We start from the raw sequence: 24,962 nt of genomic DNA on the forward strand, positions 1-24,962 counted from the left end.
CCCTTGTCTCAGCTCTCGACGCGGAGCAGGATCGGGGCGTGACTGATGAGCACGAGGCGCTGGCCGCCTTCCTCGGAGACTGGAGCGCCACCGGGACCGCCTACGGCGCAGACCTCAGCGGCTCGGAGTGGCGCAGCGTGCACTCGGCCCGCTGGCATTCGGGCGAGCAGTTCGTCGTGCAGGACGAGCGGGCCAACGGGCCCTTCGACACCCTGAGCTTCCTCGGCTGGGACGCGGAGCGCGCCACCTACTTCTCGTGGAGCATCGAGAACCACGGATTCGCCCGCGAATACCTGCTGACCCGCGACGGAGCGACCTGGACCTTCACCGGAGCCACCGAGCGCGCCACGATCACCTTCAGCGACGACGGCCGCACCCAGACCCACCACTGGGAGTTCACGCCGGACGGAGAATGGATCACCCTCTGCGATCGAGTCGCCACCCGCGTCGACTGACCGCTCAGCGGAACGCTGCTCCGGCGGACTCTCTCACCCCGACCGGCCGGCCCCGGAGTCCAGAGGGGCCCCGGCAGTGACCCTCTCGACAGGGACTCCCACCTCCCGCGGAAGGCGCGGAGAGTGGACAGTGCCCACCACCGAGAGAGAGACACTGATGAAGAACGCCCACCTCGGAGACCTGACCGTCTCCCGCATCGGCCTCGGCGCGATGACCATGGCCGGCACGTACACCGCCGAGGGCACCCTCGACGAGAACGAGTCGATCACGACGATCCACCGCGCCCTCGACCTCGGCGTCACCCACATCGACACCGCGGAGGTGTACGGCCCGTTCCTCAGCGAGGAGATCGTCGGGCGCGCGATCCGCGGCCGCCGCGACCAGGTGCGGATCGCCACGAAGTACGGCCTGGTCGAGCACGACGGCGATCGGACCAGCGCAGGCGTCATGGACAGCAGCCCAGCGAACGTGCGCGCGGCCGTCGAGGGCTCCCTCCGCCGCCTGGGCACCGACCACATCGACCTCTACTACCAGCACCGCGTCGACCCGAGCACGCCGATCGAGGACACCATCGGCCTCGTCGCCGAGCTGGTCGCCGAGGGCAAGGTCCGCCACCTCGGACTCTCCGAAGCGTCCGCCGCGACGATCCGCCGTGCGCACGCCGTGCACCCGATCGCCGCGCTGCAGACCGAGTACTCGCTCTGGACCCGCGACGTCGAGGACGAGATCCTCCCCCTCCTCCGTGAGCTCGGCATCGGCTTCGTGCCCTACTCGCCGCTCGGCCACGGACTGCTCACCGGGCAGATCCGCAGCGTCGACGACTTCCCGGACGACGACTGGCGCAAGACCAACCCGCGCTTCGTCGGCGAGAACTTCGCCCGCAACCTCGCGATCGTCGACGAGGTCCGCACGATCGGAGCCGAGATCGGCGCGACCCCCGCGCAGACCGCCCTCGCCTGGATCCTGACCCGCGGCGACGACATCGCCCCGATCCCTGGAACCCGGCGTGTGTCCCGCGTCGAGGAGAACACCGCGGCCGACGCGATCGAGCTGACCGCCGATCAGATCGAGCGCCTCGACACCCTCACCCCCGCCGCCGGTGCGCGCCACGACGACGCGAACATGCAGTCCATCGACCGCTGAACCTCCGGCCCCGAGCTGCGCGGCGCTCGTCGAGCGGCCCGCTCCCGATCCGACCTATCTGCCCGTCAGTCCACCGCGGCGTCGTCGAGCGCGGCCTGCAGGGTGCGGATCGTGGCTCCGAGCGCTCCGGAGGCCAGGAGCCCCGAGCCGAGAGGGCCCGACGGATCCTCGCCGAGGAGCGGCAGGGTCCGCAGCGCGGCCCGCACCGGCCGGCTCATCCGCTCCAGCTGCCAGCGGACCTCGGCCTCGCCGCCTCGCTGCGGCGACGCCAGCTCGGCCGCCTTCGCCGCGTAGGCGGCTGCGCCGAGCGCGTGCGCTCCCATGTGAGCCACGCCGGTCGCCTGCCCCGCGGACCACGCCGCAGCCTTCCCCGCCGGGGACGTCGCCGACTGCGCGGCCCGCCCCGCGACGAAGCGGAGCCGGATCTCCTCGGCGGCATCCGACTCGCACCGCGAGAAGGCCCGCGCTCGAGCGATCCCCGATCGCGGTCGGTCGTCCTCCGGAGCCTCGGCCTCGAAGAGCGGCAGGACTCTCTCCGCGCAGTCGGCAGCCCACGCTGCGACGAGGCGACGATCGTTCTCGGAGAGCGACTGCGGAGAGAGCATGCCAGCACTCTCGCAGACGCTCGATCGATCAGCGCGCCGTCAGAAGCCCGACCGACCCGATGACGACCGGCACCACCGCGACCGCCAGGAGGAGGTAGGACAGCACGAGCCCCACGGTCGACTCCCGGCGAGGGCCTTCGCGTCGGCGCGCCACGTGACCGACGACGACGCCGGCCAGCGGGAGGACGTACTGCAGAGTCGTCGCGATCCCGATCACCAGGGGGTCGCCCGGCCACACGCGGGAGACCGCCAGGTATCCCACCGCGTACGACACGACGGCGAGAACGCCCAGCACGAGCGAGGCCCGTGTCCACCCGCGTCCGGTCTGCCGCGTGGTACTCGTCTCCTTCATCGCACTCATACCTGCACTGTACAAACCCCCCCCCTCGCACTCACCCCGCTCGGATCTGCGTGAGAGCGAGGTCGGGGAGCGGTCCGACGATCCACCCGGCGCCGGGGAGGAGGGTCAGTTCGAGCCGCCGACCGGGCGTGCCCCGGTGAGCTCGGCGAGCGAGGGGGCGTGGACGACGAGGCCGGCCTCGGCGAGCGCACCCACCGGGTCGCGACGACATCCAGGGCCGGCGGGAGGATCGCGGCGGAGCACCGCGATCCCCCGCTCGGGCTCAGGCCGGCAGGTACGTGGTCTCGAGCGGGGTGTGGCTGCTGAGGTTCTCGTAGCCGTCCTCGGTGACGAGGAACATGTCGCCGATGTTGGCGCCGTCGCTCAGCGGGTCGAGCCACTGGGCGTGCAGGACGAACGCCATGCCGGGCTCGAGGACGTCGGTGTTGTGCGAGGTCACGTTGAACTTCGGGCCGCCCATCGGTCCGACGCTGTGGCCGAGGTTGGGGTTGTGCGGTCCGCGCGTCGCGGGATACACGTGATTCAGGGTGCGGCCGGCCGCCTCCAGGTCGGCGTCGGCGACGTACTGGCGGGGCACGCGACGGGCGGATCCGTCCGGCATGGCGTCCCAGTTGTAGGGCATCCTCGAGGTCGCCGTCTCCTCCTCCGTGAGGTAGCCGCGGTCGACGTAGGCCGAGAACGCCGCGTCGTGCAGCTCGCTGAAGCGCGCGCCCGGCCGGATGAGCGCCTCGGCGCGCTTGACCGCGTCGGCGCACATCTCGAGGGTGGTGCTCTGCCGCTCGGTGACGTCGCCGATGGCGACCATCCGCGCGATCTGGGCGGTGTAGCCGTGGTACTTCACGTTGGAGACGTAGAGGTTCATGATGTCGCCGGACTGCACGACGTGGCCGTAAGGCTTGCCGCAGGCCGTGCCGTAGCGGTTGACGCCGATCTGGTAGCCGTCGCCGGTCTCGCCGCCGCGCGCCATCTGGGCGTAGGTGAACGCCGCGTAGATCTCGAAGTCGGTGACGCCCGGTCGCGTGACGTGGCAGGCGGCCTGGAAGGCGACGTCCGCGAGCTGCGCGGCGGTGCGGACCTGGGCGCGCTCGTTGAGCGAGAGGATCCGGGTCAGGTTGTCGAGGACCTCGGTGCGATCGGAGAAGGCGGCGCGCGGCAGCTCCTCCTGCAGGTACTGCCAGAACCGCGACGACGACGCGTCGCCGACCAGGCCGATGCTGCTGCGGGTCAGGCCGAGGTCGGTCAGCCGCTGCACGACGGCGTCGACGGTCTTGTGGGTGGGGTTCCCGGCGCGACCGCCGTACTCGATGCTGAACGGGCTGATCTGCCAGATCTCGGCGACCCCGACCGCCTCGCCGCGCGGGGGGAGGATGACGGACTCGGTGTAGAAGGTGAAGAGGTGGATGTCCTCGGCCGGGTCGGTCGGGACGACGAGGATCCCCTCGCGCGGCCAGTCGCACAGCCACTGCACGTAGGTGTTGGTGATGCCGAAGTTCGTGACCCCGTCGGCGTGGATCAGCGTGACCTCGTTCTCGGCGACCGCCGCGGCCCGGCGGAGCCGGGTGATGCGCTCGAGGAACTCGGCCTCGGGGATCAGCGGTGCGTACTCGACCTCGAAGTCGGGGGTGAAGTCAGCGAGGAGCTGCTCGAAACGGGGCATGGCTGGTGCTCTCTTCCTGATGGAACGGGTGGAACGGTGGAACGGGTGGGGCGGACGAGGGAAGGCGCCGCGCCGGGCGACGCCTCCCCTCGCTCCTGGTCAGCTGGTGGGCTGGAGGAGGTAGAACCGGGTGCCGGCGAACTGCTGGAAGGTGGCTCCGGTGATGCCGGGCGCCATGGCGATCTGGCGGTCCGCGTAGGTGATCGGGATCAGCGGGGCGCTCTCCGCGACGACGTCCTGCGCCTCCTGGTAGGCGGCGTCGCGCTCGTCGGAGCTGGCGCGCGCCTCCCACTCGGTGTTGACGGCGTCGACGGTCGGGTCGCTCCACAGCGCGTAGTTGTTCACGCCGCCGGTCGTGGTCGCGAAGCCGACGGGGATCTTCGGGTCGTCGGTCCACGCGCCCCAGTTGAAGAGGACCATGTCGGCGGAGCCGGGGTTCTCCGGGGAGCGCGAGCGGCCGTTGATGACGTCCCACTGCTCGGCCGCGGTGTGCGGGGTGAGCGTGACGTCGATGCCGATCTGGGCGAGGTTCTCCTGGATCAGGATCGCCATGTCCTCCTGCGCGGGGTTCGCGGTGGAGTAGTGCAGCGGCACGGAGATCGTCGGGTCGCCCGCCTCGGCCATCAGCTCCTTCGCGGCGTCGAGGTCGAAGTCGTAGCGGCCCCACGCCTCGGTGTAGCTGGAGGAGGTCGGGTTGACGTAGCTGAGGGCCCGGGTCGCGTGACCGGAGTAGACGGCGTCGACGATCTGGTCGTAGGGGATGGCGGTGGCGACGGCCTGGCGGACCTTCTCGTCCGCGAACGGGCCGGTGTCGGAGGCCATCGTCAGGTAGGTCATCATCGGCGCCGGCTCCGAGGCGACGGTGACTCCGGCGCTCTCGAGGGTGGTGACGTCGGTCTGCGAGAGGTTGAACTCGGCGAAGTTGATCTCGCCGCCCTGCAGCAGCGACGCGACGTTGGAGTCGTTCACGATCCGCGCGGTCACCTTCGAGAAGGCGGGGGCGGTCGGGTAGTCGGGGACCGCGGAGAGCTCGAGCTGCTCGCCGGGCGAGTAGTTCGAGATGAAGTACGGGCCGGTGCCCGCGGTGTTCTCGCGCAGCCAGTCGCCGGCCCACGGGTCGTCGGTGGTCGCGTGCGTCGCGGCCTCGACCGAGTCGACGATCGACATGTTGGCGTTGATGAACATCGCCACGGTCGTCGTGGTCGGCTCGACCGGGTTGCCCGCCTGGTCCTTGAAGTGGACGATCACCGTCTTGTCGTCGACGATCTCGACGTCGTCGGCGCTCTGCAGGCCGTTGGTAAAGATGTCCTGCGCGTCGAGGCTGGCCAGGGCGGCGCCGAGGCTCCACTTGACGTCGGCGGCGGTCACCGGGTTGCCGGAGGGGTAGAAGGTGCGGTCGTCCGCGAGGTGGAAGGTGATCGACTCGGAGCCGAGCTCCCAGCTCGAGGCCAGCGCGGGCGAGGGCTCGGAGCCCTGGTAGACGAACGAGCCGTCGTCGCCCTGCTCGAAGGTGTAGCCGATGAGGCCCTCGTAGGTGTTGTAGATCACCTCGTGGTCCTGGTCGTTCGAGGTGCTCGTCGGGTTCACCGACGTGATGTCGGCCGGCCAGGCGGTGACGATCGAGGTGACGTCCGCGGCGGCGGCGGAACCGCCGTCGTTCTGGTCGCCGGGCGAGCAGGCGGAGGCGAGGAGCGCGACCGCCGCGATCGCCAGGACGGCGACTCCGCGTCGCCGGTGCAGTGCTGTGGACAAGATGGGTCCTTTCGGTGGACGAGCCTCGGTGCAGCTCAGGAGGGAGGAGCGGAGCGGGGAAGGAGAGGACGGGCAGGGAAGAGGAACGGGACGGAGAAGAGGAACGGGACGGAGAAGAGGAACGGGACGGAGAAAGAGGAACGGGACAGGAAGAGAGGAACGGGACAGGGAGGAAGGAGGGGTCAGGCGACGGCGGGGACGCTGCCGACCGTGACCGGGCAGGCCGCCCGGTGGTCGCCGCCGAGCTCGAGCAGCGGCGGCCGCGCCGTGGTGCAGCTGTCGACGGCGAGGGGGCACCGGCCGACCAGGCGGCAGCCCGCCGGGACGTTCAGCGGACTCGGCATCTCGCCGACGAGAGGGAGCCGCCGCCGCTCGCGCCCGTACTCGACGACCGGCGCCGCCGACAGCAGGGAGCGGGTGTACGGGTGCGCGGGGCGGGCGAAGACCTCGGCGGTCGGGCCCTCCTCGACGATCCCGCCGAGGTACATCACGAGTACCCGGTCCGAGATCTTGCGCACGACGCCCAGGTCGTGGCTGATGAAGAGGTAGGCCAGGCCGAGCTCGTCCTGCAGCCGCTCGAGCAGCGCGATGATCTGACCGCGGATCGAGACGTCGAGCGAGGCGGTCGGCTCGTCCAGCAGGATCACCTTCGGGTCGACCGCGAGCGCCCGTGCGATGCCGAGCCGCTGGCGCTGCCCGCCGCTGAGCTGACGGGGCAGCCGGTCGGCGAGCTGCTCGGACAGCTCGACGTCGCGCAGCAGCTCCCGGACGCGGTCCGCCCGCTCCTTCGCGGTCATCGTCGTGTGCAGCCGGAGCGGCTCGTCGAGCGTCGCCGCGACGCTGCGCCGCGGGTTGAGCGACGAGGTCGGATCCTGGAAGACCATCTGCAGCGTCGAGTAGACCCCGGACAGCCGGCGCTTCGGCAGGGAGCTGACGGCGGTGCCGTCGACGACGACCGTGCCGCTGGTGGGGTCGGTGAGCCGGGTGATGCAGCGCGCGATCGTCGACTTGCCCGAGCCGGACTCGCCGACCAGGGCCACCGTCTCACCCGCGCTCACGGTGAAGCTGACGCCGTCGACGGCGGTGAGGGTCCGGTGCTCGCCGACGCCGCGCATCCGGTACTCCTTGCGGAGGCCGTCGACCTGGAGGACGGGCCGGGCCGCGAGGGCGGGCTGTGCCTGGAGGGCCATCAGGCGTCCACCAGCCGGCTGTCGGCGATGAGCTGCTGCGTGTAGGGCTCGGCCGGTCGCGTGATGATCTGCTCGCAGCTGCCGACCTCGCGGACCCGGCCGCTCTGCATCACGACGACCTGGTCGCAGGTCTCGGCGACGACACCCAGGTCGTGGGTGATCAGGCAGGTCGTCATGCCGAGCTCGGTGGTGAGCTCGGTGATCAGGTCGAGGATGTCGGCCTGGATCGTGACGTCGAGCCCCGTGGTCGGCTCGTCCAGGATGAGCAGCTTGGGCTGGCAGGCGAGGGCCATCGCGAGCATCGCCCGCTGCGCCATGCCGCCGGAGAACTCGTGCGGGTACTGCGCGGCCCGGTGCCGCGGCTCGGGGACTCGGACCCGCTCGAGCATCTCCTCGGCGCGTGCCCGGGCCGCGCGGCGGGAGAGACCCTGGTGGGTCCGGCAGACGTCGGCGATCTGCGCGCCGACGGTGAAGACCGGGTTGAGCGCCCCGCGGGCGTCCTGGAAGACGATGCTGATCTCGCCGCCGCGGACGGCGCGCAGCTCCTTCTCGTCGAGGGCGAGCAGGTCGCGCCCCTCGAAGAGGATCTCGCCCGCGGTGCGGCGGAAGCCGGGCGGGGTCAGGCGCAGCACGGACAGTGCCGTGAGCGACTTGCCCGACCCCGACTCGCCGACGATCGCGGTCGCCATCCCGGTCGGGAGCGAGAAGCTCACGTCGTCGAGGACGGGGACGAGCTCGCCCGTGGCGTTCCGGAATCCGCCGCTGTAGCCGCGGACCTCGAGCAGTGCCTCGGGAGTGGGCCGGGCCTCGGGAGCGGGCGGCGTCTCGGGAGCGTGGGTCACCACGCACCTCCTTGGTCTCGGGAGTCGGCGATCGCGTCGGAGAGGAGATGGAAGGCGGCCGCGAGGAGGAAGATCGCGAGCCCCGGGAATCCGGCCACCCACCACTGCCCGGAGAGGATCGCGTCCTGCCCGCGGGCGATCATCGAGCCCCACTCGGCGGCGCCGGGCTGGATGCCCAGCCCCAGGAATCCCAGGGCGCCGACCGTCGCGGCGACGTAGGAGGCGTTGACCGAGGCGAAGGTGAGCAGCGGCCGCAGGCTGTTCGGGACGAGGTGGGAGAAGAGGACCCCGCTCGGGCGGCGACCGACCAGCTGCGCGGCCTCCGCGAACTGCCAGGTCTTCTTCGAGCGGAGCTCGGCCCGGGCCAGGCGGACGTAGTCCGGCAGCGGCAGCAGGGCCACGACCAGGATCACGTTGAGGATGCCCGGACCGGCGACCGCGATGACCAGCATCGCGAGCAGCAGCGAGGGGAACGAGTTCAGCAGCTCGAGGGCCCGCATCGTCAGGTAGTCGAACCAGCCGCCGTAGAAGCCGGCGAGACTCCCCCACAGCGTGCCGATGGTGAGCGAGAGCAGGACGACCGCGACGGTGATGCTCACGTCGACGGTGGCCGCGGCCATGGTCCGCGAGAGGACGTCGGCGCCGAGCCGGTCGGTGCCGAACGGGTGCGCGAGGCTCGGCGGCGCGTAGACCCCGCCGACCCCGGTCGACATCGGCGGGTACGGCGTCCAGAAGAGGGCGACGACGCCGACTCCGAGCAGCAGGGCGAGGATCGAGAGCCCGGCGATCAGGGCGAGCGGACGGGTCGTGCGCTCGCGCTTGCTCGTCGTCTTCGCCGCGGTCGCGGCGGGGAGCACGCCGGCGCTCATGCGTGGACCCTCGGGTCGACGCGGGCGTAGACGCCTTCGAGGAGCGCCCAGATCACGACGTAGAGGATCGCGACGTAGAGCACGAAGCCCTGGATCACCGGGTAGTCCGAGGACTGGATGGAGGTGAGCGCGAGCTGCCCGATCCCGGGCCAGGCGAAGATCCCCTCGACGAGGACCGAGCCGGCCAGCGTCCAGCCGATCAGGCCGGCCCCGATGGTCAGGACGGAGAGGAGGCCCGGCTTCAGCGCGTAGGAGAACCAGACGCGCGGCCGGCTGATCCCCATCGCCCGGGCGGTGCGGATGTAGTCGGAGTCGAGCGAGTCGACCATCGCCGAGCGCACCTGGCGGGCGATGGGAGCGAAGCTGCCGACGGCGAGGCAGATCACCGGGAGCACGAGCTGCCGGGACGCGATCGTCGCCGTCGCCCAGTCGCCCTGGAGGATCGCGTCGACGACGTAGAGGCCGGTGATGTGGCCGGGGGCCTCGACGCCGATCGGCAGCCGGCCGGAGGGCCCGGGTGCGACCCGGAGGGTGACGAAGAACAGCCAGAGCAGCATCAGGCCGACCCAGAACTGGGGAAGCGAGAGCCCGGCGGTGGTGACCAGCCGGAGGAACCCGTCCAGCACCGTGCCGCGGGCGACGGCCGCGATCACCCCGACGACGATGCCGGAGACGAGCCCCAGCAGCACCGCGTACAGCCCGAGCTCGATCGTCGCGGGCATCCGGCCGAGGAGGTCGGCGGTCACCGCGCGGCCCGTCAGGTAGGACTGCCCGAGGTCGCCGGAGAAGAGCCCGCCGAGGAAACGCAGGTACTGGACGATCAGCGGGTCGCCGAGACCGAGGTCCTGGCGGGCCTGCTCGCGCATCGCATCGGTGGCCGAGTTGCCGACGAAGAGGTTGACCGGGTCGGCCGTGAACACCCGCGAGATCAGGAACGTGATCGACACGATGCCGACGATCACGAGCACGGCGCCGAGGACGCGCAGCACCGGCTTCCCGACCCGGCGGGCGAGCCGGGCGACGCCGTCCGGCGTGCGTGGTGCGAGCGCTGCACTCGCTCCTGGCAGGACTGCCACGGTGACCTCCTCGAGTCGTCAGGTGGTCCGCCGAAGTGGTTGGACCAGTGAACCTGTGGTCAGAGTAGGTCGCCGTTTCCGACCGTCGGTAGCGATCGCTGGCAGTCGTAACGCGACCTTCACACGGTCGAAACACGCGGTTCTGCGGGGAAACACGGCCGACGTGTTGTCGATCGGCCCGACTGCGAGCATGCTGGGACGTGGTCCAGCCTGTGGACCAGTCCGGAGGCACCATGACGAACAGCCCCACCACCGAGTTCCGTCATCGCCCCCGATCCCTCGGGTCCGAGCTCGCGGCTCACCTCGAGAGCCTGATCAGCTCGGGCCACTACCCGCCCGGGTCCTCGCTCCCCGCCGAGCGCCGCCTCGCCGCCGACCTCGGGGTCTCGCGCACGTCTCTGCGCGATGCGATGGCCGAACTCGAGGCGAAGCGGCTGATCCACCGCAGTCAGGGCCGCCCGTCCGTCGTGGCGATGCCGACTCCGGACGAACTCGCCTTCGCCGAGCGGCTGAACTCGCTCAAGGAGCGCGTCGAGCACGTCATCGAGCTCGAGAACGTCTTCGAGCCCGGTCTCGCCGCCCTCGCCGCGAGCCGCTCGACGACCGCCGACGTCCTGCAGCTCGACTCGATCATCGCGAACAGCAACGAGCACCTCCCGCCGGCGGAGTCCCTGGCGCTCGATGTGCAGTTCCACTACGCGCTGGCGCGACTGACCCGCAACAACTTCGTGATCGCGCTGAGCGGGCTGAACGCCGAGCGCACCCAGGAGATCCGCGTCCGCGCCCACGAGACGATCGACTCGCGGCGGGCCATCATCGTCGGCCACCGCGAGATCGCCGCGGCGATCGAGGCCGGCGACCCGGCGGCGGCGGAGCAGGCGATGCGCCGGCACCTCGCGGTCGTCCACGAGTACATGCACGCGGCGGAGTCGACCGAGGACTGAGCGAGCGGCCCGCGGCGCTGGACGGGCTGCTCAGTGCGAGAGGCGGCTCAGTCGAGCGGGTAGTCGACGAAGGCGAAGGCCGAGCCGTCGGGGGCCCAGCTGGGGACGTTGACGGTGCCCTGGCCGCCGAAGAGCTCGACGATCGTGCTGGGCTCGGTCCAGGCGCCGACCCGCACGAGCCGCAGCTCCACCGGCAAGTTCCCGGGGTGGCCGGTCGTGCCGGGCGGGAAGCTCAGGTAGACGACGACCTCCCCGGTCGGGTCGATGTGCGGGAACCAGTTGACCCGCTCGTCGAAGGTGAGCTGCTCGAGGCCGCTGCCGTCCTCGCGGATGCGGGCGAGCTGGGCGTGCCCGGGCTCGGTGCTGAACTGCTCCGTGTTGAAGAGGATCCACTCCCCGTCCGGCGTCCACTCGCTGCCGTCGGCGGGCCCGGGGTGGTCGGTGACGGCCCGGTCGTCGCCGCCGGTGCTGGCCATCGTGTGGATCCTCGCGGACGCCCACCAGTTCTCGCCCTCGGGCTCGAGGCGCACGTAGGCGAGCCGCTCTCCGTCGGGGCGGACCCCGTGCAGGAAGTGCAGCGCGCCGTCCTCCTCGGTCAGCCGCGTCGGCCGGCCGCCCGCGAGCGGCACCGACCAGATGTGCCAGTCGTTCGCGGACGCGTAGACGACGTCGCCGGCCGGGGCGAGCACGTGGTCGTTGTTGACGGGCGGGAGGCCCGGGGCGTCGATCGCGGTCGGCGGCGCGGAGCCGTCGGCCGGCAGGAGCCAGAGCCGACCCTGCGCGTTGACGAGGAGGCGGTCATCGCGGGTCCAGTTCGGCGCCTCGAAGAGCAGCTCGGTCGATTCGGCGACGGTGCGCGTGCCGCCGGTGGCGCGGTCCCAGATCCGGATGCGCGCGCGCTGGCCGGGGAGCAGCTGCGGGAGCGGCGGGCTCTCGATCACGACCGCTCCTCGGCGATCTGCTCCTCGGCGATCTGCGCGCGGAGGCCCTCGACGATCAGGTCGTGGTTTTCCTCCGAGGAGAGGCCGGAGGCGGTGGCCACGGCGACGACGCCGACGCCGCGCACCCGGATGGGGACCGCGCCGGCCGTGAGGGCGTAGCGGTGGTCGAGCCAGCCGATGCTCGCCGGGTCGAAGCCGGCGAGGCGCGCCTCGACGAGCGCGCCCGAGGCCTCCATCCGCAGGACGAGCGCGGCCTTGCGCTGGATCCAGAACTCCTGGTCCGGGGTGGTGCCGGGCAGCATCGCGCGGAAGAGCGTCAGTCCGGGGCGCTGGATGTCGATGCCGACCCGCAGTCCGCGCTCGAGCGCGAGGGCGGCGAGTCGCGTGCCCAGCCGGTAGGCGGTCGCGCTGTCGAAGCGGTCGAAGACCAGCTCCCGCTCCTGCTCCTCCAGCTCGGCGAGGCGCGCGGCGGCGGACTCCGCCGCAGTCATGCGGCGACCTCGGCGCGGGCGGTGGCGCGGGACTCCGCGTCGTGCGCGGGCGGCTCGACCCGGCAGTCGCCGGCGACGCGCGACGCCGCGCCGGTGCGGCTCGATCCAGTCATCGTCCGAGTGTGGCACGAGCGGGAGCGGAGCGACGGGGCGGGCGGGCCGGGTCTCGAGACGCCCCTTCGGGGCTGCTCGACCAGCAAAGACCGGTCGGGTCGACCTCGGGCACCGTCACGGCCGCTCCTCCGCTCGCCGCGCCGTCTCCGCATGCGCCCAGACGACGAACTCCTCGGCGATCCCCGCCCAGCGCGCGTCGGCTCCGCCCAGGGCGGGGTCGACGACGTGGAGTCGTTGGACGATCGCGGCGCGGAGGAGGTCGTGGAACCGCTCCGGTGCCGGTCCGCGCAGTGCCCACTCGGCGGCCTCGCTCTTGCCTGCGACGGTGCCGGTGGTCGCCGACCAGAGGAGGCGGCAGAGGGTGAGGACGACGTAGGGCCGGGCCCAGCCGTCCGAGAGCGCTGCCGGGTCCTCTCGGATCCAGGCGGCCTTCGCGGCGGCCTGGACGACCGCCTCGGCCCGGATCAGGCCGCGAGCCACCGGCGGAACGAGCGCAGCAGCACTCGGTCCCGCGAGGGCCACGCCCGTCTCGCGCAGCGTCCAGCGACCGTTCCAGGTGTCGTCGTGACGGGAGTGCTCCATCTCCCGGCTGCCGTTGTCGACGTACAGCCACGGCTCGTGGGCTCCGACGGGATCGCGCAGCGCCTCGACGTCGACCCAGCTGCCCTCGAGACGCGACGCCCACCGCTCGGCACGATCCGGGAACGCGGCGTGGAACCGCCTGATCCGGCCCTCCTCCCCGGGCGTCGGCGATCGATCGGCGACGACGAGGAAGTCGACATCGCTCGCCTCGTCTCCGTGGCCGGCGGCGAACGAGCCGGTGAGGTGGACGCCCGTCAGCGATTCGCGCAGGATCCCCTCCGCACCACCCCGCAGCGCCGCCAGGACGCGGAGGAGCTCGGCCGCCGAATCGGCACCCAGCCGGCCGGTCAGTCGAGCGAGAAGATCCGCCGATCGCTCCATGCGCCCGACCCTAGCCCGGTGCGCGCGCCGAGCGGCCGGGAGGGCACCTCGGCCGTTCCGCTCCCGGAGTGGGTCGTCGGTGCACCTGCGCGCGCTGCGGGTGCTCGCGCAGGCGACTACCGGGGCGGCGCCTCGGTCCGTAGGGTCGGAACCATGGACTCGCGACGGCTCCCCGCCATCGGCGCCCCGGCCGCCCGAGCGCTCGAGGGGGCGGGCGTGCGTGATGTGGACGACCTGCGGCGGGTGGGCCTCGACCACCTCGCGACCCTCCACGGAGTGGGGCCCAAGGCCGTGCGGCTCCTCCGGCAGGCCCTCGACGCCGCCGATGACGACCTCCGGTGAGGGGCGCTCCCCAGGGCCGCCCACTCCCGCAGTCAGCCGCCGGTGAGCTGCGATACCCGGCCGCGGGAGACGCCGAGGATCGCCGCGGAGTCCGTCACGGAGAATCCCGCTTCCCGCAGCCGACGTGCCGCGACACGCGCACGAGCGGCTGCGGTGATCGACGCCTGCGCCGCCTGTTCGGTCGCTCGTCGCGCCTCGATGATCTCGGCGCCGAGCGGACCGATCTCCGGCACGACCGTCACGCCCCACTCGCCGTGGTCGACGTTCGGATCGACGGTGTCGAGGTAGTCGCGCACCTGCTGCACGGCCTTGTCGAGGGTGCTTACCTGGGTCGCGGCCTCGCCGTCGATCCACAGCTCCCAGCCGTGCTCCCAGTGATGCGCGGTGACCGTGATGCTCATCGCTCGTCCTCCTTCGCCGCCTCGATGGCGTTCAACGCCTTGCGCACAAGCCCCGGCGAGACGTCCCGGGTCTGCGTGAGGACCACGTGATGCTTTCCGTTGCACGACCAGACCTCGTGATCCCCCTTCCCTTCGCGGGAAGTGAAACCTGCCGCCCGCAGCAGTGCCACCAGCTCTCTGTACCGCATCGGCTTCACCACGACACTAATTTACCCCGGCTAAATCGGCAATGTCTAGCCTGGGTAGACATGCTCGAGGAAGCGGATCACTCGCGGTCGCGCCACTCGGTGATCGCGCCGACGACGCGGTCGAGGTCGGACTCGAGCAGGAAGTGCCCGCCGTCGACGAGCTCGACGCGCGCGTGCGGGGCGTCGCGCATGAAGGCCTCAGCGCCGGCCGCGGCGAAGATCTCGTCGTTGCGCCCCCAGACGGCGAGGACGGGGACCCGCGACGCGCGGAGCCAGGCCTGCACGGCGGGGTACAGCTCACGGTTCGTGGCGTAGTCGCGGAAGAGGGCCAGCTGCACGTCGTCCTGCCCGGGGCGGGCGAGGAGCGCGAGGTCGTGCTCCCAGGCGTCCGGGTCGACGGTGCCGGGGTCGGGGACCCCGTGGGTGTACTGCCACTCGACGGCCTCGCGGCCGAGAGCCGGCCGGAGGGCGTCGCGGGTCGCGTCGCTCCGCTCGGCGGCGTCGGCCCAGATCGGGTCCCAGAAGCCGGGGACGAATCCCTCCTCGTAGGCGTTGCCGTTCTGCGAGATCACGCCGACGACCGCGGCGGGGTCGGCGAGGGCGAGGCGCCAGCCGACGGGGGCGCCGTAGTCCTGGACGTAGATCGTGTACCGAGACACCCCGAGGGTCTCGAGGAAGCGGCCGGTCACCTCGGCCAGGGACGCGAAGGTGTAGTCGAAGTCGTCGACGGCGGGTGCGGACGAGCGCCCGAAGCCGATGAGGTCGGGGGCGATGACGCGGTAGTGCCCCGCGAGGGCGGGGATCAGATGCCGGAACATGTGCGAGCTGCTCGGGTATCCGTGCAGCAGCAGGAGGACGGGGGCGTCGACGGGCCCGGCCTCCCGCCAGAAGACGTCGAGCCCCTCCACGGAGACGGTGCGGTGATGGACGGCGACCATGACTAACCCTTTCAACTAGATTTACTGGTTAGCCGGACGCTAGCATGGATCGAGCGAGCCGCACGGCACGGGAGAGCGGGGATCGATGGAACGGGACGAGGAGCTGCTCCTGGCGGTGCTGAACAGCGCGCCCGTGGTGAACGGCCGGCCGACGGACGACCTCCGGGACGCATCCGGGCGGGAGCTCGCGCGACGCTGGGGCGGCGTCGGCACCGTGCACGAGCTCGAGCGGCTGCGCGGCGCCCGCGACGCGCTCCAGGCCGTCGTGCGCTCGGCCGCACCCGCGGCGCTGGCGGAGCTCTCGGGCCTGGTCGCGGAGGCCGTCCGCACCCCGCGCGTCACCGGCGAGGGCGTCGTGTGGGAGCTGCGCGCTCCTGAGGCGGACCGCCTCGCGGTGGAGGCCGTCCTCGCGTGGTCGGAGGTGAGCGCCCGGTTCCCGGGGCGGCTCCGCGCCTGCGCGAACGACGAGTGCAACCTCTTCCTCCTCGACCGCAGCCGGCCCGGCACCGCGAAGTGGTGCTCGATGGCGACCTGCGGCAACCGGATGAAGGCCCGCGCGCACGCCAACCGATCGCGGGACTGACGGCGGCCCTCCGGGCTCGGGCGCCCGCTTCCGGACATGACCGCTAGCGGGCGTTGCACCGCGACTCGGCACCTGCCACGGTCGCAGAGCGACCGACGACGGTCCACCGCCTCGAACGACCGGAGTGCACTGATGAGCGATCCCCTCTCGACCGACGACAGCACGAGCGAGATGACGCCCGAGGTGCTCGCGGCGTTCAGCGACGCCTGGAGCCGACACGACCTCGAGGAGCTGATGAGCCACGTCACCGACGACTGCGTCTACGGCGCGTCCGTCGGCCCCGAGCCCGGCCGCACCTGGTCCGGCAAGGAGCAGGTCCGCGAGGGCTTCGCGCTCATGCTCGCCTTCGACACCGGGCAGGAGCGGCACGAGGAGGGGGAGCCGATCATCGCCGGGACCCGCGGTGCCGCCACCTGGTCCTTCACCGGGACCGGCCCGGACGGCGCGCCCCAGGTCACGCGGGGCTGCGACATCTACGAGTTCCGCGGCGGGAAGATCGCCCGCAAGGACGCGTTCCGGAAGGTCTTCAAGGCCGACGACGAGGAGTAGCCGCCCGGCACGGCCGCGCGAGGGGCGTCCCGCGCGGCCGCCTGCGTGGTACCACCAGGGAACCCCTCGCGACGAGGCTCCGACCTAGCCTCGGAGGGTGACGCACACGACCCGCGAGACGGCGCCCGCCTCCGACCGCGCCGACACCACAGGCGCAGGCTCGCCCCGGCGCACCCTGTTCCTCGCGTCGCTCGGCTTCTTCCTGATCACGCTCGACATCCTGATCGTCAACGTCGCCCTCACCCGGATCAGCGCGGACCTGGGCGGCGGGACGACCGGTCAGCAGTGGATCATCGACGGCTACACGCTCCTCTTCGCGTCGCTGCTGCTGTTCGCCGGCAACCTCGCCGACCGCATCGGCGCCAAGCGCGCCCTCGGCTCCGGGATCGCCCTGTTCCTGCTCTCCTCGGTCGCCTGCGCGCTCGCGCCGACCGTCGGGGCGCTGATCGCCGCCCGCTTCGTGCAGGGCGCCGCGGCCGCCGCGATGCTGCCCTCCTCGATGGCGCTGATCCGGGAGGCGTTCCCCGATGCCCGCGAGCGCGCCCGCGCCCTCGGGATCTGGGCGGTCGGCGGGGCCGTCGCCGGCGCCGTCGGGCCGCTGCTGGGCGGGCTGCTGACCACCGTCGACTGGCGACTCGTCTTCCTGATCAACATCCCGGTCTGCGCGGTCATGCTCGTGATGCTGCGCCGGGTGGCGCCCTCGCCCACCACCTCGCCGCCGTTCGACTGGGCCGGCCAGATCCTCTCCCTCGCCGGCCTCGGGGCGCTGATGTACGGGCTGATCGAGGGCGGGGCGATCGGCTTCACCGACCCCGTCGTCCTCGGCTGCCTCGCCCTGGCCGTCGCCGCCCTCAGCGGATTCCTGGTCGTGCAGTCCCGCGGCCGGCACCCGATGATGCCGCCCGACCTCTTCCGCAGCCGGAACATGCGCCTCGCGCTGCTCGTCGGCTTCGCGTTCATGGTCGGCAACTTCGGCTCCGTGTTCGTCGTCAGCCTCTACCTCCAGCAGCACCTCGGCCTCACCCCGCTGCTCGCCGGCCTCGCCTTCCTGCCCTCCGCCGTCTTCGCCGTCGTCGGCAACATCGTCAGCGGCCACCTCGCCAACCGCTTCGGCCCCCGGCTGCCGATCGTCGGCGGCCTCGGCACGATGGCCGCCGGACTCCTGGGGCTGCTCGCCGCCGCACCGCTCGGCTCACCCCTCCTCGTCGGCGGGCTGCTCGTGCTCACCGGGATCGGCGGCTCCGTCGCCATGCCGCCCGCGACCGCCGTCGTCCTCGCGAGCGTCCCCCCGCACCGCGCGAGCACCGCCAGCGCCGTCTTCAACACCTTCCGCCAGGTCGGCGGCGCGGTCGCGATCGCCGTCTTCGGCGCGCTCCTGGCCGGCCCCGGCACCTTCGTCGACGGGATGCGGACCAGCATGCTGATCGCCGCCGCCGTCCTCCTCGCCGCCGCCGCCGCGGCCGCCTTCGTCACAGATCGGCTGCCGGCCGCGCAGACCGCGGAGGCGTGACCGCCCGGCGCCGAGCACTGCGCCGCGTCCGTCCGAGCATCCGGCCGACCGTCCTTTCGTCCGTCCGAGAAGAATCTCGACGGCGGATGAACGCCGGCGCCGTCCGGGCAGTACCCCTCTGCGAGTCGCCGATCTCCGGCGACCGGCAGTTTCAAGGAGTACACGATGAGCAGGACCCTGAAAGTCGGCATCACCGCTGTCGCCGTGGCCGGTGTGATGGCCGTGGCCCCCGTCTTCGCCGGAGCGAGCAGTGTTGCTCCCGCCGCGGCGACCAGCGCTTCCAGCAGTACCTCGGTCGACGCGACCGCCGCGAGCCTGGTCAGCGCGGCCCGCGCGGTGGCGGGCAAGCTGCGCGTCGTCGGTCTCGCCGACGGCGGCACGAAGCTCGTGCAGTTCAATCCCCTCAAGCCCGGCACGGTGACGGGCAGCGTCGCCGTCAGCGGCCTGACCGGCGGCGACACCGCGCTGGTCGGCATCGACTACCGGGTCCAGGACGGCAAGCTCTACGGCGTCGGGAACACCGCGGCGAGCGCCGGCGTCTACTCCATCGACGCGGCCACCGGAGTGGCGACCCCGGTCACCCGCCTCACCGTGGCGCTGAGCGGCACCGCCTTCGGAGTCGACTTCAACCCCGCCGCGAACGCTCTCCGCGTGATCAGCGACACCGGGCAGAACCTCCGCCAGCCGTTCGCCACTCCCGGCGCGGCGACGGTGGCCGACGGCGCGCTGAGCTACGCGGCGCCCGCGGTGGCCACGGGCGTCAACGGGGCGGCGTACACCAACAACGACCTCGACCCGAACACGGCGACCACCCTGTTCGTCCTGGACACGGCGCTCGACCAGATCGCCATCCAGTCCCCGGCGAACGCGGGCACGCTGGCGCCGACCGGGAAGCTCGGCGTCGACGCGGCGGGCGTCACCGGCTTCGACATCTACTCCGTGCTCCGCAACGGCAGCTCCGTCGGCTCGATCGGCCTCGCCGCCGTCAACGGGTCGCTCTACCAGGTCGGCGTGCTCGAGGGCACGGCCACCCGGCTCGGCACCCTCGGCGGGGGCGTCACCGACATCGCGATCCCGCTCGTCCAGCGCTGATCCGGAGGCGCTGACCCTGAGGCGCTGACCCTGAGACGCTGAACTGGGCGCGCGCCCTCGCCCGCCGATGCTCCCCCGGGAGCATCCGCGCGGGCGGGAGGCGCGCGCCCTTTCGTCATCCCTGCCGCTCGGCCGCTTCCCCCGGCTCCGGACTCGCGGACGTCGACGGCTCGGCGTGAGCGTCGAGTCGACGGGCGAGCCCGGTCATCGCCGCGCTCAGCTCCGCCTGCCCGGACACCTGGAACGGCACTCCCAGGCCGGCGAACCGAGCCGCCAGCGCGGTCCACGACCAGGACCCCGCGGTGAGGCGACAGCGCCCCGAGCCGAGCACCTCGAGGACGTCGTCCGCCCCGAGGTAGGGCCGGACCGCGTCGGCAGCGACCTCGAGGTCCGCCGTGCCGACGCAGGGCGGGCCGCTGGTCCCGTCTCCGCCGCGGAACCGGGAGTCGACGAAGACCGCCGGGTCGCCTCCCGGCACCTCGCGCCGCGCGAAGGGCGCGCCGGTGGGGCTGTCGGGCCGGATCCGGTCGACGCGGTAGGTGCGCCAGTCGTCGCGGTCCGGCACCCACGCGAGCAGGTACCAGCGGCCGTTCCGCGCGACGACGGCGTGCGGCTGGACGCGGATCGACGGCCGGTCGCCGGTCCCCGTCTCCGGCGAGGCGTAGGCGAAGCGGAGGATCTGCCGATCGCGCACCGCGGTGCTCACCGCGATGAGGACGTCGGGGTCGACGGTGTCGCGACCGGGGGCGACGACCACCTGCACCGCGTCGACCCGGGCGCGGAGTCGGGTGGGCATCACCTGGCGCACGGTCGCGAGCGCCCGGGTCGCCGCTTCCGCGATGTCCGCCCCGGAGGCGGGGGCGACCGCGAGCGCGAGCGCGACGGCGACCGCCTGCTCCTCGTCGAAGAGCAGCGGCGGCAGCTCGGACCCCGCGGCGAGCCGGTAGCCGCCGGCCGGTCCCCGTGCGGCATCGATGCGGTAGCCGAGGCCGCGCAGGCGGTCGACGTCGCGGCGCACCGTCCGCGGGCTGACGTCCAGTCGCTGCGCGAGGACCTCACCGGCCCACTCCCGGCGCACCTGCAGCAGCGAGAGCAGTTCGAGCATGCGCGAGGAGGGTCCGGTCACGGATTCCAGTGTCCAGGAAGAAGAGGACAGGATCCGACCGCATCTCCCGGCAGGCTGGCGGCACGGCGGCCGTTCGGGCCGCCAGGACACCGATCAGGAGAGCCATCATGACCTTCACCGTCACGCCGCACCTCAACTTCGACGGCGACGCCCGCGCGGCGCTCGAGTTCTACGGCGCCGCCCTCGGCGTCGAGCCCACCGTCGTGACCTACGGCCAGATCGGCGCGTCCGAGGACCCGGCGTGGGCCGACCGCGTCGTGTACGGGGACGTCGTCACACCCGACGGCTTCGCGATCAAGGCGTTCGACGTCTGGCCGCACCAGACCTGGGACCAGGGCTCGAACGCGTTCTACGCCTACGTCGAGGGCACCGACGAGGCGGCGATCACCCGGCTCTGGCACGGACTGCTCGAGGGCGCCGAGATCCGACAGCCCCTCGGCCCCTCCGCCTGGTCACCGCTCGCCGGGCAGCTCCGCGACCGCTTCGGCGTGATCTGGGCCCTGGACGTCCCCGCCGCGCGCTGATCGCGGGGCGCCTCCGGCCTGCCCTAGTGTCGGCAGAGCCGGGGGCGTCGCGCTCCCGCTGAGGGGATCCCATGTCACTGCTTCCGCGCGCCGCCGCCCGGCGCACGCTCGCTCTCGCCGCCGCCGTCCTGGTCGCCGGCTCCGCACTCGCCACTCCCGCGTTCGCCGAGGAGACGGACGGGCCCGCCGTGATCACCGGTCGAGTCCTGTTCGAAGGATCACCGGACGCCCCTCCCGCCGCCGGAACCGGGGTGCTGCTCCTCCCCGTGTCCACCGGCGAGGTGCAGGCCGGCGTCTCGACGACCACGGCCGCGGACGGCTCCTTCACCGCGACCGTCGAACCCGGGGTGGGCTACTTCGTCGCCGCCACGGTCGAGGACGGCCTGCACGTGCCCCGCGACCTCGGCGCGACCGGCCGCTTCACGCCCGGCACCGTCGTCTCCGCCGACGCCGGCGAGACCCTCGTGCTGCCGAGCTACGTCGTCCCGCTCGGAGCGACGATCAGCGGCCACGTGGTGACCGATGACGGCGCCCCGGTCCCGGTCTCCGCCTACCAGGGCCCCCTCGTCGGCTACACCGACTCCGTCACGGACGGGAACGGGGACTACACCGTCCGCGGACTCGACCCCGACCTGGGCACCTCCTTCACCGTCGCGTTCGGCTCCGACGGAGACGGCGGCGCGCAGGAGTGGTGGCGCGACAGCCCGACCCAGGACGGCGCGGAGCCCATCGTCATCACGAGCCTCGACCAGGCCGTCACCGGCATCGACGCGGACCTGCGCACCCCGCGCGCGAACCCGCTCGACGCCGCCCCCTGCCTCGATCGCTCGACGCTCACCCTCGCGAAGGCGACCGCCGCCGCCCGCGCGTATCTCCGCAGCCACCCGGACCTCGACGCCCTGTCGACCCTCACCCGCGCCGACGTGAAGCAGTACCTCGCGCGCTGCGCGTGACGGTCGGCTCGGATCGGCGCCAGCCCTCGGCCGCGCGGTGATCGAGGGGCTTGGATGAGGACATGCAGACACTCCTCCCCGCCGACGATGCGCAGCCGTGGGCGGTCACCGGCGGGGTCGGCCCCGACGAGGACGTGACGATCGCCATCGATCGCGGGCCGGACATCGCCCGCTGCTCGGTCCGCACCCTGACGCGCCCCAGGATCCGCCTGGGCCCTCGCGGCAGCGTGCACGGAGTGGCGACGGATGCGGTGGCGATCGCCGCCCTCGCCGCCGGCTGCCTCCTCCTCGACGTCGTCCCCGCCGGACTCCCGCACGACGAGCTGGTCGCCGCGATGAAGGACGCCGACGCCCGGTCGCTCGCCCTCGCCCGGGACCGAGCGGCGTGGTCCGTCACCGCGCTGCCCCTCGACGGGATCGACTACGCCCTCTTCACCCGGAGCATCCCCGAGGGGACACTCGCCCACGCCGACCTCGGCCGGACCACGATCGCGATGTGGAGCCGGGGTCCGCTCTTCGACGGCCCCTTCCGCCTCGCGGACATCGACCCGAGCGAGCACCTGCCCGGTCGCTGACCGGGCCCTCGGGAGGGGCGGCGCCACCGACAGGATCGGCCGGGCAGCGGGTCGGCGAGCGGGCGTCAGGTCGTCGCCGGCCAGCGGGGGTCGAGGCGGTAGTCCTCGATCCGCCTGTCCAGGGCGGCGCGGACCTGGCCGGGGGCGTCGTCGCCGACCAGCAGGCGGAGCCGGTGGTCGGCGGGATCGGCGACGTGCGCGAGGACGGCGGCCGCGATCGTGGCGGGGGAGGCACCGCCGCCGGTCCCGTCGGACGGCCACGGCACCTCGGCGGTTCCGAAGAGACCGGCCCGGAGCTCGTCGTACTCGGGAACGGGCGTCGCGAAGCGCATGCTGCCGGCCGCCCACTCGGTGTCGATCGCGCCGGGTTCGACGATCGTGGTGCGCACGCCGAACGCGGCGACCTCCGCCGCCATCGCCTCCGTCCACCCCTCGAGACCCCACTTCGCCGCGTTGTAGAGACCGAGCATCGGCACGGTGCCGACGGCCCCGACCGTCGAGATCTGGACGATGTGCCCTCCTCCCTGACTCCGCATCACGGGCACCGCCGCCTGCGAGAGCCAGAGCGGGCCGAGAAGATCGGTGTCGAGAAGATCCCGCACCTCGCCCTCCGCCACTTCTTCGGCGGCGCCGACGAGGCCGTAGCCGGCGTTGTTGACCAGCACGTCCAGCCGCCCGAGCCGAGCGACCACCGCGGCGACGGCGGCCCTCGCCGCCGCCCGGTCGCGGACGTCGAGACGCAGGACGTGCAGCCGCTCGTGCACCGGGAGAGCGTGCTCCCCGCGCACGGTCGCGACGACGGCGTGCCCCTCCGCCAGTGCGGCGAGGGTGAGGGCGCGGCCGAGACCGCGACCGGCTCCGGTGATCATCCAGACCTGTCGAGCGTTCATGCGGCTCACCCTACACAGAATGAGACGGAGCGTCTCGTTTCATGAGAGGATCGGGGCATGGCCAGCACGCGGACGCGGACACGGGTGCACGACGCGGTGCTCGCGCTCGTCGCCGACGTCGGATTCACCGGACTGACGATGGAGGGCATCGCCGGCCGCGCGGGCGTGGGCAAGCAGACGCTCTACCGGACCTGGCCGTCGACGGCGGCGATCGTGTTCGACGCCCTGCTCGCGCGGAGCGAGACGCCGGAGGGCGTGGTCGCCGTGCCGGACAGCGGCGACCTGAGGTCCGACCTCCTCCTCCTGGTGCAGGAGACGGTCGCGGAGCTGACCGCTCCCGGCACCGAACCGCTGCTGCGGGCGGTCACCGCGGCGATCCAGACCGACGTCGGCCTCGCCCGCCAATACCGCGAGCGACTGCTCGAGCCCCAGACGGCCGCCGTCGCTCAGCGCTTCGAGCGCGGCGGCGCCCCCGATCCGGTCGCGGCGGCCGAGCTGCTTCTCGGTCCAGTCCTGCATCGCTGGCTGCTCCGCAGCGGCGCCTTCACACCGGAGTGGGCGGAGGGCCACGTCGACCGGGTGCTGCTCGGCGTCCGGCCCGGCGGTACTGTTCCCGCATGATCTCCCCCGAGCACTTCCTGGCGTTCGCTCTCGCCTCGGTGGCCCTGATCGTCATCCCCGGGCCGAGCGTCCTCTTCACGATCAGCCGGTCGATCGCCTACGGCCGCCGGGCGGGCGTGCTGAGCCTGGTCGGCAACGCGCTCGGGATCATGCCCGCGATCCTCGCCGTCGCCTTCGGGATCGGCGCCGTCGTCGCGGCCTCGGTCGTCGCGTTCACCGTGCTCAAGCTCGCGGGAGCCGCTTACCTCGTCTGGCTCGGAGTGCAGGCGATCCGCCACCGGCACGCGCGCGCCGGCACGTCCGCCACCGCCCCGGCGTCCTCCTGGACGCTCCTGCGCCAGGGCTTCGTCGTCGGGCTCACCAACCCGAAGACCATCGCCTTCTTCGTCGCCGTCCTCCCCCAGTTCGTCGACCCGGCCGCCGGCCCCGTCTGGGCGCAGCTGCTGCTGCTCGGCTTCACCTTCCAGGGCCTGGCCCTGCTCTGCGACAGCGTGTGGGCCCTCGCTGCGGGCACCGCGCGCTCGTGGTTCGCGTCGTCACCGAAGCGGCTGTCCACCCTCACCGGCACCGGCGGCGTCCTGATGATCGGCCTCGGCGGCACCCTCGCCCTCACCGGCTCGAAGAGCTGATCGCCGGAGCCGAGCCAGGATTGCGGCGTGCGGGCGGGGCGTCGGAGCGGCCCCGGTGCGGGTGTGGGTCTCGAGCACCTCGAACCCCGCCGCCTCGAGCTCGCGCGCGAGCAGATCGGGCGGCCAGCGGTAGGCGGTGACGACCGCGTGGTCGAACGGCTCGAGGTCGCGGCCGAGGAAGAAGCCGACGAGGAGCCGGCCGTCCGGCCGGAGCACCCGCGCGAACTCGTCGAGGGCACGGCGGAGCGTCCCCGGCTCGTGGTGGACGAGGGAGTACCAGGCCAGGACTCCCCCGTACGTGCCGTCGGGGTCGGTCAGAGCATCGAGGTCGCCGACCGCGAACGGCACGCCGGGGTGCACGGCGCGAGCGTGATCGACGAAGGCGCCGACCCGATCGACGCCGCGGGCGTCGTGGCCGCGCTCGGCGAGGTGGGCGGTCCAGTGCCCGGGCCCGCAGCCGGCGTCGAGCAGCGGGCCGTCGACCGTCGCGGCCCACGCCGTCACCAGGCGCTCGTCGGACGGATGCACCGCCGCCATCGACCCCAGCTGCGCCGCGTACTCCGCAGCCCGGCGACCGTACGCTCCCGCCACGTCCGATGCCACGCGGCAAGCCTAGGCTCACGGCGAGCCGGGCCGA

30 protein-coding genes are annotated in these 24,962 nt (G+C 72.7%); 13 read left to right on the forward strand and 17 right to left on the reverse strand.

Annotated elements, in window-relative coordinates:
- The first annotated feature begins 38 nt into the window (after nucleotides 1-38).
- Together GSU72_RS18915 and GSU72_RS18920 are read left to right on the forward strand one after the other, a co-directional pair.
- The gene (locus GSU72_RS18915; protein ID WP_159986420.1) at nucleotides 39-455 is read left to right on the forward strand and encodes a DUF1579 family protein; all 417 of its coding nucleotides are present in this window, start codon (nucleotides 39-41) and stop codon (nucleotides 453-455) included.
- Between the two features lie 157 nt (nucleotides 456-612).
- Nucleotides 613-1,599: an aldo/keto reductase gene (locus GSU72_RS18920; RefSeq protein WP_159986421.1), complete on the forward strand. Its 987-nt coding sequence runs from the start codon at nucleotides 613-615 to the stop codon at nucleotides 1,597-1,599.
- A 65-nt stretch (nucleotides 1,600-1,664) separates the two neighbouring features.
- On the opposite strand, the gene GSU72_RS18925 is transcribed toward GSU72_RS18920, so the two are convergent.
- From GSU72_RS18925 to GSU72_RS18960, 8 genes are all read right to left on the reverse strand, one after another.
- Complete coding sequence (locus GSU72_RS18925) at nucleotides 1,665-2,204, reverse strand: putative immunity protein (RefSeq protein WP_159986422.1); 540 nt, start codon at nucleotides 2,202-2,204, stop codon at nucleotides 1,665-1,667.
- A gap of 28 nt (nucleotides 2,205-2,232) precedes the next feature.
- The gene (locus tag GSU72_RS18930) at nucleotides 2,233-2,565 is read right to left on the reverse strand and encodes a hypothetical protein (RefSeq protein ID WP_159986423.1); all 333 of its coding nucleotides are present in this window, start codon (nucleotides 2,563-2,565) and stop codon (nucleotides 2,233-2,235) included.
- 262 nt (nucleotides 2,566-2,827) lie between these two features.
- Nucleotides 2,828-4,222, reverse strand: a complete 1,395-nt coding sequence (locus GSU72_RS18935; RefSeq protein WP_159986424.1) for a M24 family metallopeptidase — start codon at nucleotides 4,220-4,222, stop codon at nucleotides 2,828-2,830.
- Between the two features lie 99 nt (nucleotides 4,223-4,321).
- Nucleotides 4,322-5,974, reverse strand: a complete 1,653-nt coding sequence (locus GSU72_RS18940; protein ID WP_159986425.1) for an ABC transporter substrate-binding protein — start codon at nucleotides 5,972-5,974, stop codon at nucleotides 4,322-4,324.
- Between the two features lie 182 nt (nucleotides 5,975-6,156).
- A complete protein-coding gene (locus tag GSU72_RS18945) occupies nucleotides 6,157-7,164 on the reverse strand; it encodes an oligopeptide/dipeptide ABC transporter ATP-binding protein (RefSeq protein ID WP_159986426.1) in 1,008 nt (335 codons plus the stop codon).
- Nucleotides 7,164-8,006 (reverse strand): ABC transporter ATP-binding protein, encoded by an 843-nt coding sequence (locus GSU72_RS18950; RefSeq protein ID WP_208545111.1) that lies wholly within the window; start codon nucleotides 8,004-8,006, stop codon nucleotides 7,164-7,166. The genes GSU72_RS18945 and GSU72_RS18950 overlap by 1 nt, the downstream gene beginning before the upstream one ends.
- Nucleotides 8,003-8,875 carry an ABC transporter permease gene (locus GSU72_RS18955; protein ID WP_159986427.1) on the reverse strand — a complete coding sequence of 291 codons (873 nt, stop codon included), beginning with the start codon at nucleotides 8,873-8,875 and terminating at the stop codon, nucleotides 8,003-8,005. The genes GSU72_RS18950 and GSU72_RS18955 overlap by 4 nt, the downstream gene beginning before the upstream one ends.
- Complete coding sequence (locus GSU72_RS18960) at nucleotides 8,872-9,951, reverse strand: ABC transporter permease (protein WP_159986428.1); 1,080 nt, start codon at nucleotides 9,949-9,951, stop codon at nucleotides 8,872-8,874. Before GSU72_RS18960 ends, GSU72_RS18955 begins: the two co-directional genes overlap by 4 nt.
- A gap of 233 nt (nucleotides 9,952-10,184) precedes the next feature.
- Between GSU72_RS18960 and GSU72_RS18965 the strand changes: the two genes are divergently transcribed.
- Nucleotides 10,185-10,895: a FadR/GntR family transcriptional regulator gene (locus tag GSU72_RS18965; RefSeq protein ID WP_159986429.1), complete on the forward strand. Its 711-nt coding sequence runs from the start codon at nucleotides 10,185-10,187 to the stop codon at nucleotides 10,893-10,895.
- A gap of 47 nt (nucleotides 10,896-10,942) precedes the next feature.
- Here GSU72_RS18965 and GSU72_RS18970 read toward each other — a convergent pair whose 3' ends face one another.
- The 3 genes from GSU72_RS18970 to GSU72_RS18980 all read right to left on the reverse strand — a co-directional run bounded on the left by GSU72_RS18970 (nucleotide 10,943) and on the right by GSU72_RS18980 (nucleotide 13,404).
- Entirely contained in the window at nucleotides 10,943-11,836 is an 894-nt protein-coding gene (locus tag GSU72_RS18970; protein WP_159986430.1) for a PD40 domain-containing protein, read from the reverse strand.
- On the reverse strand, nucleotides 11,833-12,327 hold the full coding sequence (locus tag GSU72_RS18975) for a heme-binding protein (protein ID WP_159986431.1): 495 nt from the start codon (nucleotides 12,325-12,327) through the stop codon (nucleotides 11,833-11,835). Before GSU72_RS18975 ends, GSU72_RS18970 begins: the two co-directional genes overlap by 4 nt.
- Nucleotides 12,328-12,555: 228 nt before the next feature.
- On the reverse strand, nucleotides 12,556-13,404 hold the full coding sequence (locus GSU72_RS18980; RefSeq protein WP_159986432.1) for an aminoglycoside adenylyltransferase domain-containing protein: 849 nt from the start codon (nucleotides 13,402-13,404) through the stop codon (nucleotides 12,556-12,558).
- 153 nt (nucleotides 13,405-13,557) lie between these two features.
- Between GSU72_RS18980 and GSU72_RS18985 the strand changes: the two genes are divergently transcribed.
- Entirely contained in the window at nucleotides 13,558-13,746 is a 189-nt protein-coding gene (locus GSU72_RS18985) for a helix-hairpin-helix domain-containing protein (protein ID WP_159986433.1), read from the forward strand.
- A 32-nt stretch (nucleotides 13,747-13,778) separates the two neighbouring features.
- On the opposite strand, the gene GSU72_RS18990 is transcribed toward GSU72_RS18985, so the two are convergent.
- From GSU72_RS18990 to GSU72_RS19000, 3 genes are all read right to left on the reverse strand, one after another.
- The gene (locus tag GSU72_RS18990; RefSeq protein WP_159986434.1) at nucleotides 13,779-14,147 is read right to left on the reverse strand and encodes an antitoxin HicB; all 369 of its coding nucleotides are present in this window, start codon (nucleotides 14,145-14,147) and stop codon (nucleotides 13,779-13,781) included.
- Entirely contained in the window at nucleotides 14,144-14,347 is a 204-nt protein-coding gene (locus GSU72_RS18995) for a type II toxin-antitoxin system HicA family toxin (protein ID WP_208545112.1), read from the reverse strand. The genes GSU72_RS18990 and GSU72_RS18995 overlap by 4 nt, the downstream gene beginning before the upstream one ends.
- Before the next feature lie 65 nt (nucleotides 14,348-14,412).
- On the reverse strand, nucleotides 14,413-15,273 hold the full coding sequence (locus GSU72_RS19000) for an alpha/beta hydrolase (protein ID WP_159986435.1): 861 nt from the start codon (nucleotides 15,271-15,273) through the stop codon (nucleotides 14,413-14,415).
- Between the two features lie 85 nt (nucleotides 15,274-15,358).
- Between GSU72_RS19000 and GSU72_RS19005 the strand changes: the two genes are divergently transcribed.
- From GSU72_RS19005 to GSU72_RS19020, 4 genes are all read left to right on the forward strand, one after another.
- Nucleotides 15,359-15,856, forward strand: a complete 498-nt coding sequence (locus GSU72_RS19005; protein ID WP_159986436.1) for a CGNR zinc finger domain-containing protein — start codon at nucleotides 15,359-15,361, stop codon at nucleotides 15,854-15,856.
- A 132-nt stretch (nucleotides 15,857-15,988) separates the two neighbouring features.
- Nucleotides 15,989-16,405: a nuclear transport factor 2 family protein gene (locus GSU72_RS19010; protein WP_159986437.1), complete on the forward strand. Its 417-nt coding sequence runs from the start codon at nucleotides 15,989-15,991 to the stop codon at nucleotides 16,403-16,405.
- 97 nt (nucleotides 16,406-16,502) lie between these two features.
- Nucleotides 16,503-17,915 (forward strand): DHA2 family efflux MFS transporter permease subunit, encoded by a 1,413-nt coding sequence (locus tag GSU72_RS19015; protein WP_159986438.1) that lies wholly within the window; start codon nucleotides 16,503-16,505, stop codon nucleotides 17,913-17,915.
- Nucleotides 17,916-18,080: 165 nt separating this feature from the next.
- Entirely contained in the window at nucleotides 18,081-19,007 is a 927-nt protein-coding gene (locus tag GSU72_RS19020; protein ID WP_208545113.1) for a DUF4394 domain-containing protein, read from the forward strand.
- A gap of 115 nt (nucleotides 19,008-19,122) precedes the next feature.
- Here GSU72_RS19020 and GSU72_RS19025 read toward each other — a convergent pair whose 3' ends face one another.
- A complete protein-coding gene (locus GSU72_RS19025) occupies nucleotides 19,123-20,133 on the reverse strand; it encodes a WYL domain-containing protein (RefSeq protein ID WP_244255895.1) in 1,011 nt (336 codons plus the stop codon).
- Nucleotides 20,134-20,240: 107 nt separating this feature from the next.
- Here GSU72_RS19025 and GSU72_RS19030 point away from each other — a divergent pair, with 107 nt between their 5' ends.
- The 3 genes from GSU72_RS19030 (at nucleotide 20,241) to GSU72_RS19040 (ending at nucleotide 22,185) form a co-directional block, all read left to right on the forward strand.
- Nucleotides 20,241-20,657: a VOC family protein gene (locus tag GSU72_RS19030; protein WP_159986439.1), complete on the forward strand. Its 417-nt coding sequence runs from the start codon at nucleotides 20,241-20,243 to the stop codon at nucleotides 20,655-20,657.
- Nucleotides 20,658-20,728: 71 nt separating this feature from the next.
- Nucleotides 20,729-21,610, forward strand: coding sequence for a carboxypeptidase-like regulatory domain-containing protein (locus GSU72_RS19035; protein WP_159986440.1), 882 nt, complete (start codon nucleotides 20,729-20,731; stop codon nucleotides 21,608-21,610).
- A 62-nt stretch (nucleotides 21,611-21,672) separates the two neighbouring features.
- On the forward strand, nucleotides 21,673-22,185 hold the full coding sequence (locus GSU72_RS19040) for a hypothetical protein (protein ID WP_159986441.1): 513 nt from the start codon (nucleotides 21,673-21,675) through the stop codon (nucleotides 22,183-22,185).
- Nucleotides 22,186-22,250: 65 nt separating this feature from the next.
- Here GSU72_RS19040 and GSU72_RS19045 read toward each other — a convergent pair whose 3' ends face one another.
- On the reverse strand, nucleotides 22,251-23,075 hold the full coding sequence (locus GSU72_RS19045) for an SDR family NAD(P)-dependent oxidoreductase (RefSeq protein WP_244255896.1): 825 nt from the start codon (nucleotides 23,073-23,075) through the stop codon (nucleotides 22,251-22,253).
- Between the two features lie 57 nt (nucleotides 23,076-23,132).
- On the opposite strand from GSU72_RS19045, the gene GSU72_RS19050 reads away from it, so the two are divergent.
- Together GSU72_RS19050 and GSU72_RS19055 are read left to right on the forward strand one after the other, a co-directional pair.
- Nucleotides 23,133-23,696 (forward strand): TetR/AcrR family transcriptional regulator, encoded by a 564-nt coding sequence (locus GSU72_RS19050; protein ID WP_159986442.1) that lies wholly within the window; start codon nucleotides 23,133-23,135, stop codon nucleotides 23,694-23,696.
- On the forward strand, nucleotides 23,693-24,325 hold the full coding sequence (locus GSU72_RS19055) for a LysE family translocator (protein ID WP_159986443.1): 633 nt from the start codon (nucleotides 23,693-23,695) through the stop codon (nucleotides 24,323-24,325). Before GSU72_RS19050 ends, GSU72_RS19055 begins: the two co-directional genes overlap by 4 nt.
- On the opposite strand, the gene GSU72_RS19060 is transcribed toward GSU72_RS19055, so the two are convergent.
- Nucleotides 24,233-24,928 (reverse strand): class I SAM-dependent methyltransferase, encoded by a 696-nt coding sequence (locus tag GSU72_RS19060; RefSeq protein WP_244255897.1) that lies wholly within the window; start codon nucleotides 24,926-24,928, stop codon nucleotides 24,233-24,235. The genes GSU72_RS19055 and GSU72_RS19060 overlap by 93 nt on opposite strands.
- Nucleotides 24,929-24,962 lie beyond the last annotated feature (34 nt).

The sequence above is a fragment of the Rathayibacter sp. VKM Ac-2760 genome (assembly GCF_009834185.1).
In the GTDB taxonomy this organism is placed as follows: domain Bacteria; phylum Actinomycetota; class Actinomycetes; order Actinomycetales; family Microbacteriaceae; genus Rathayibacter.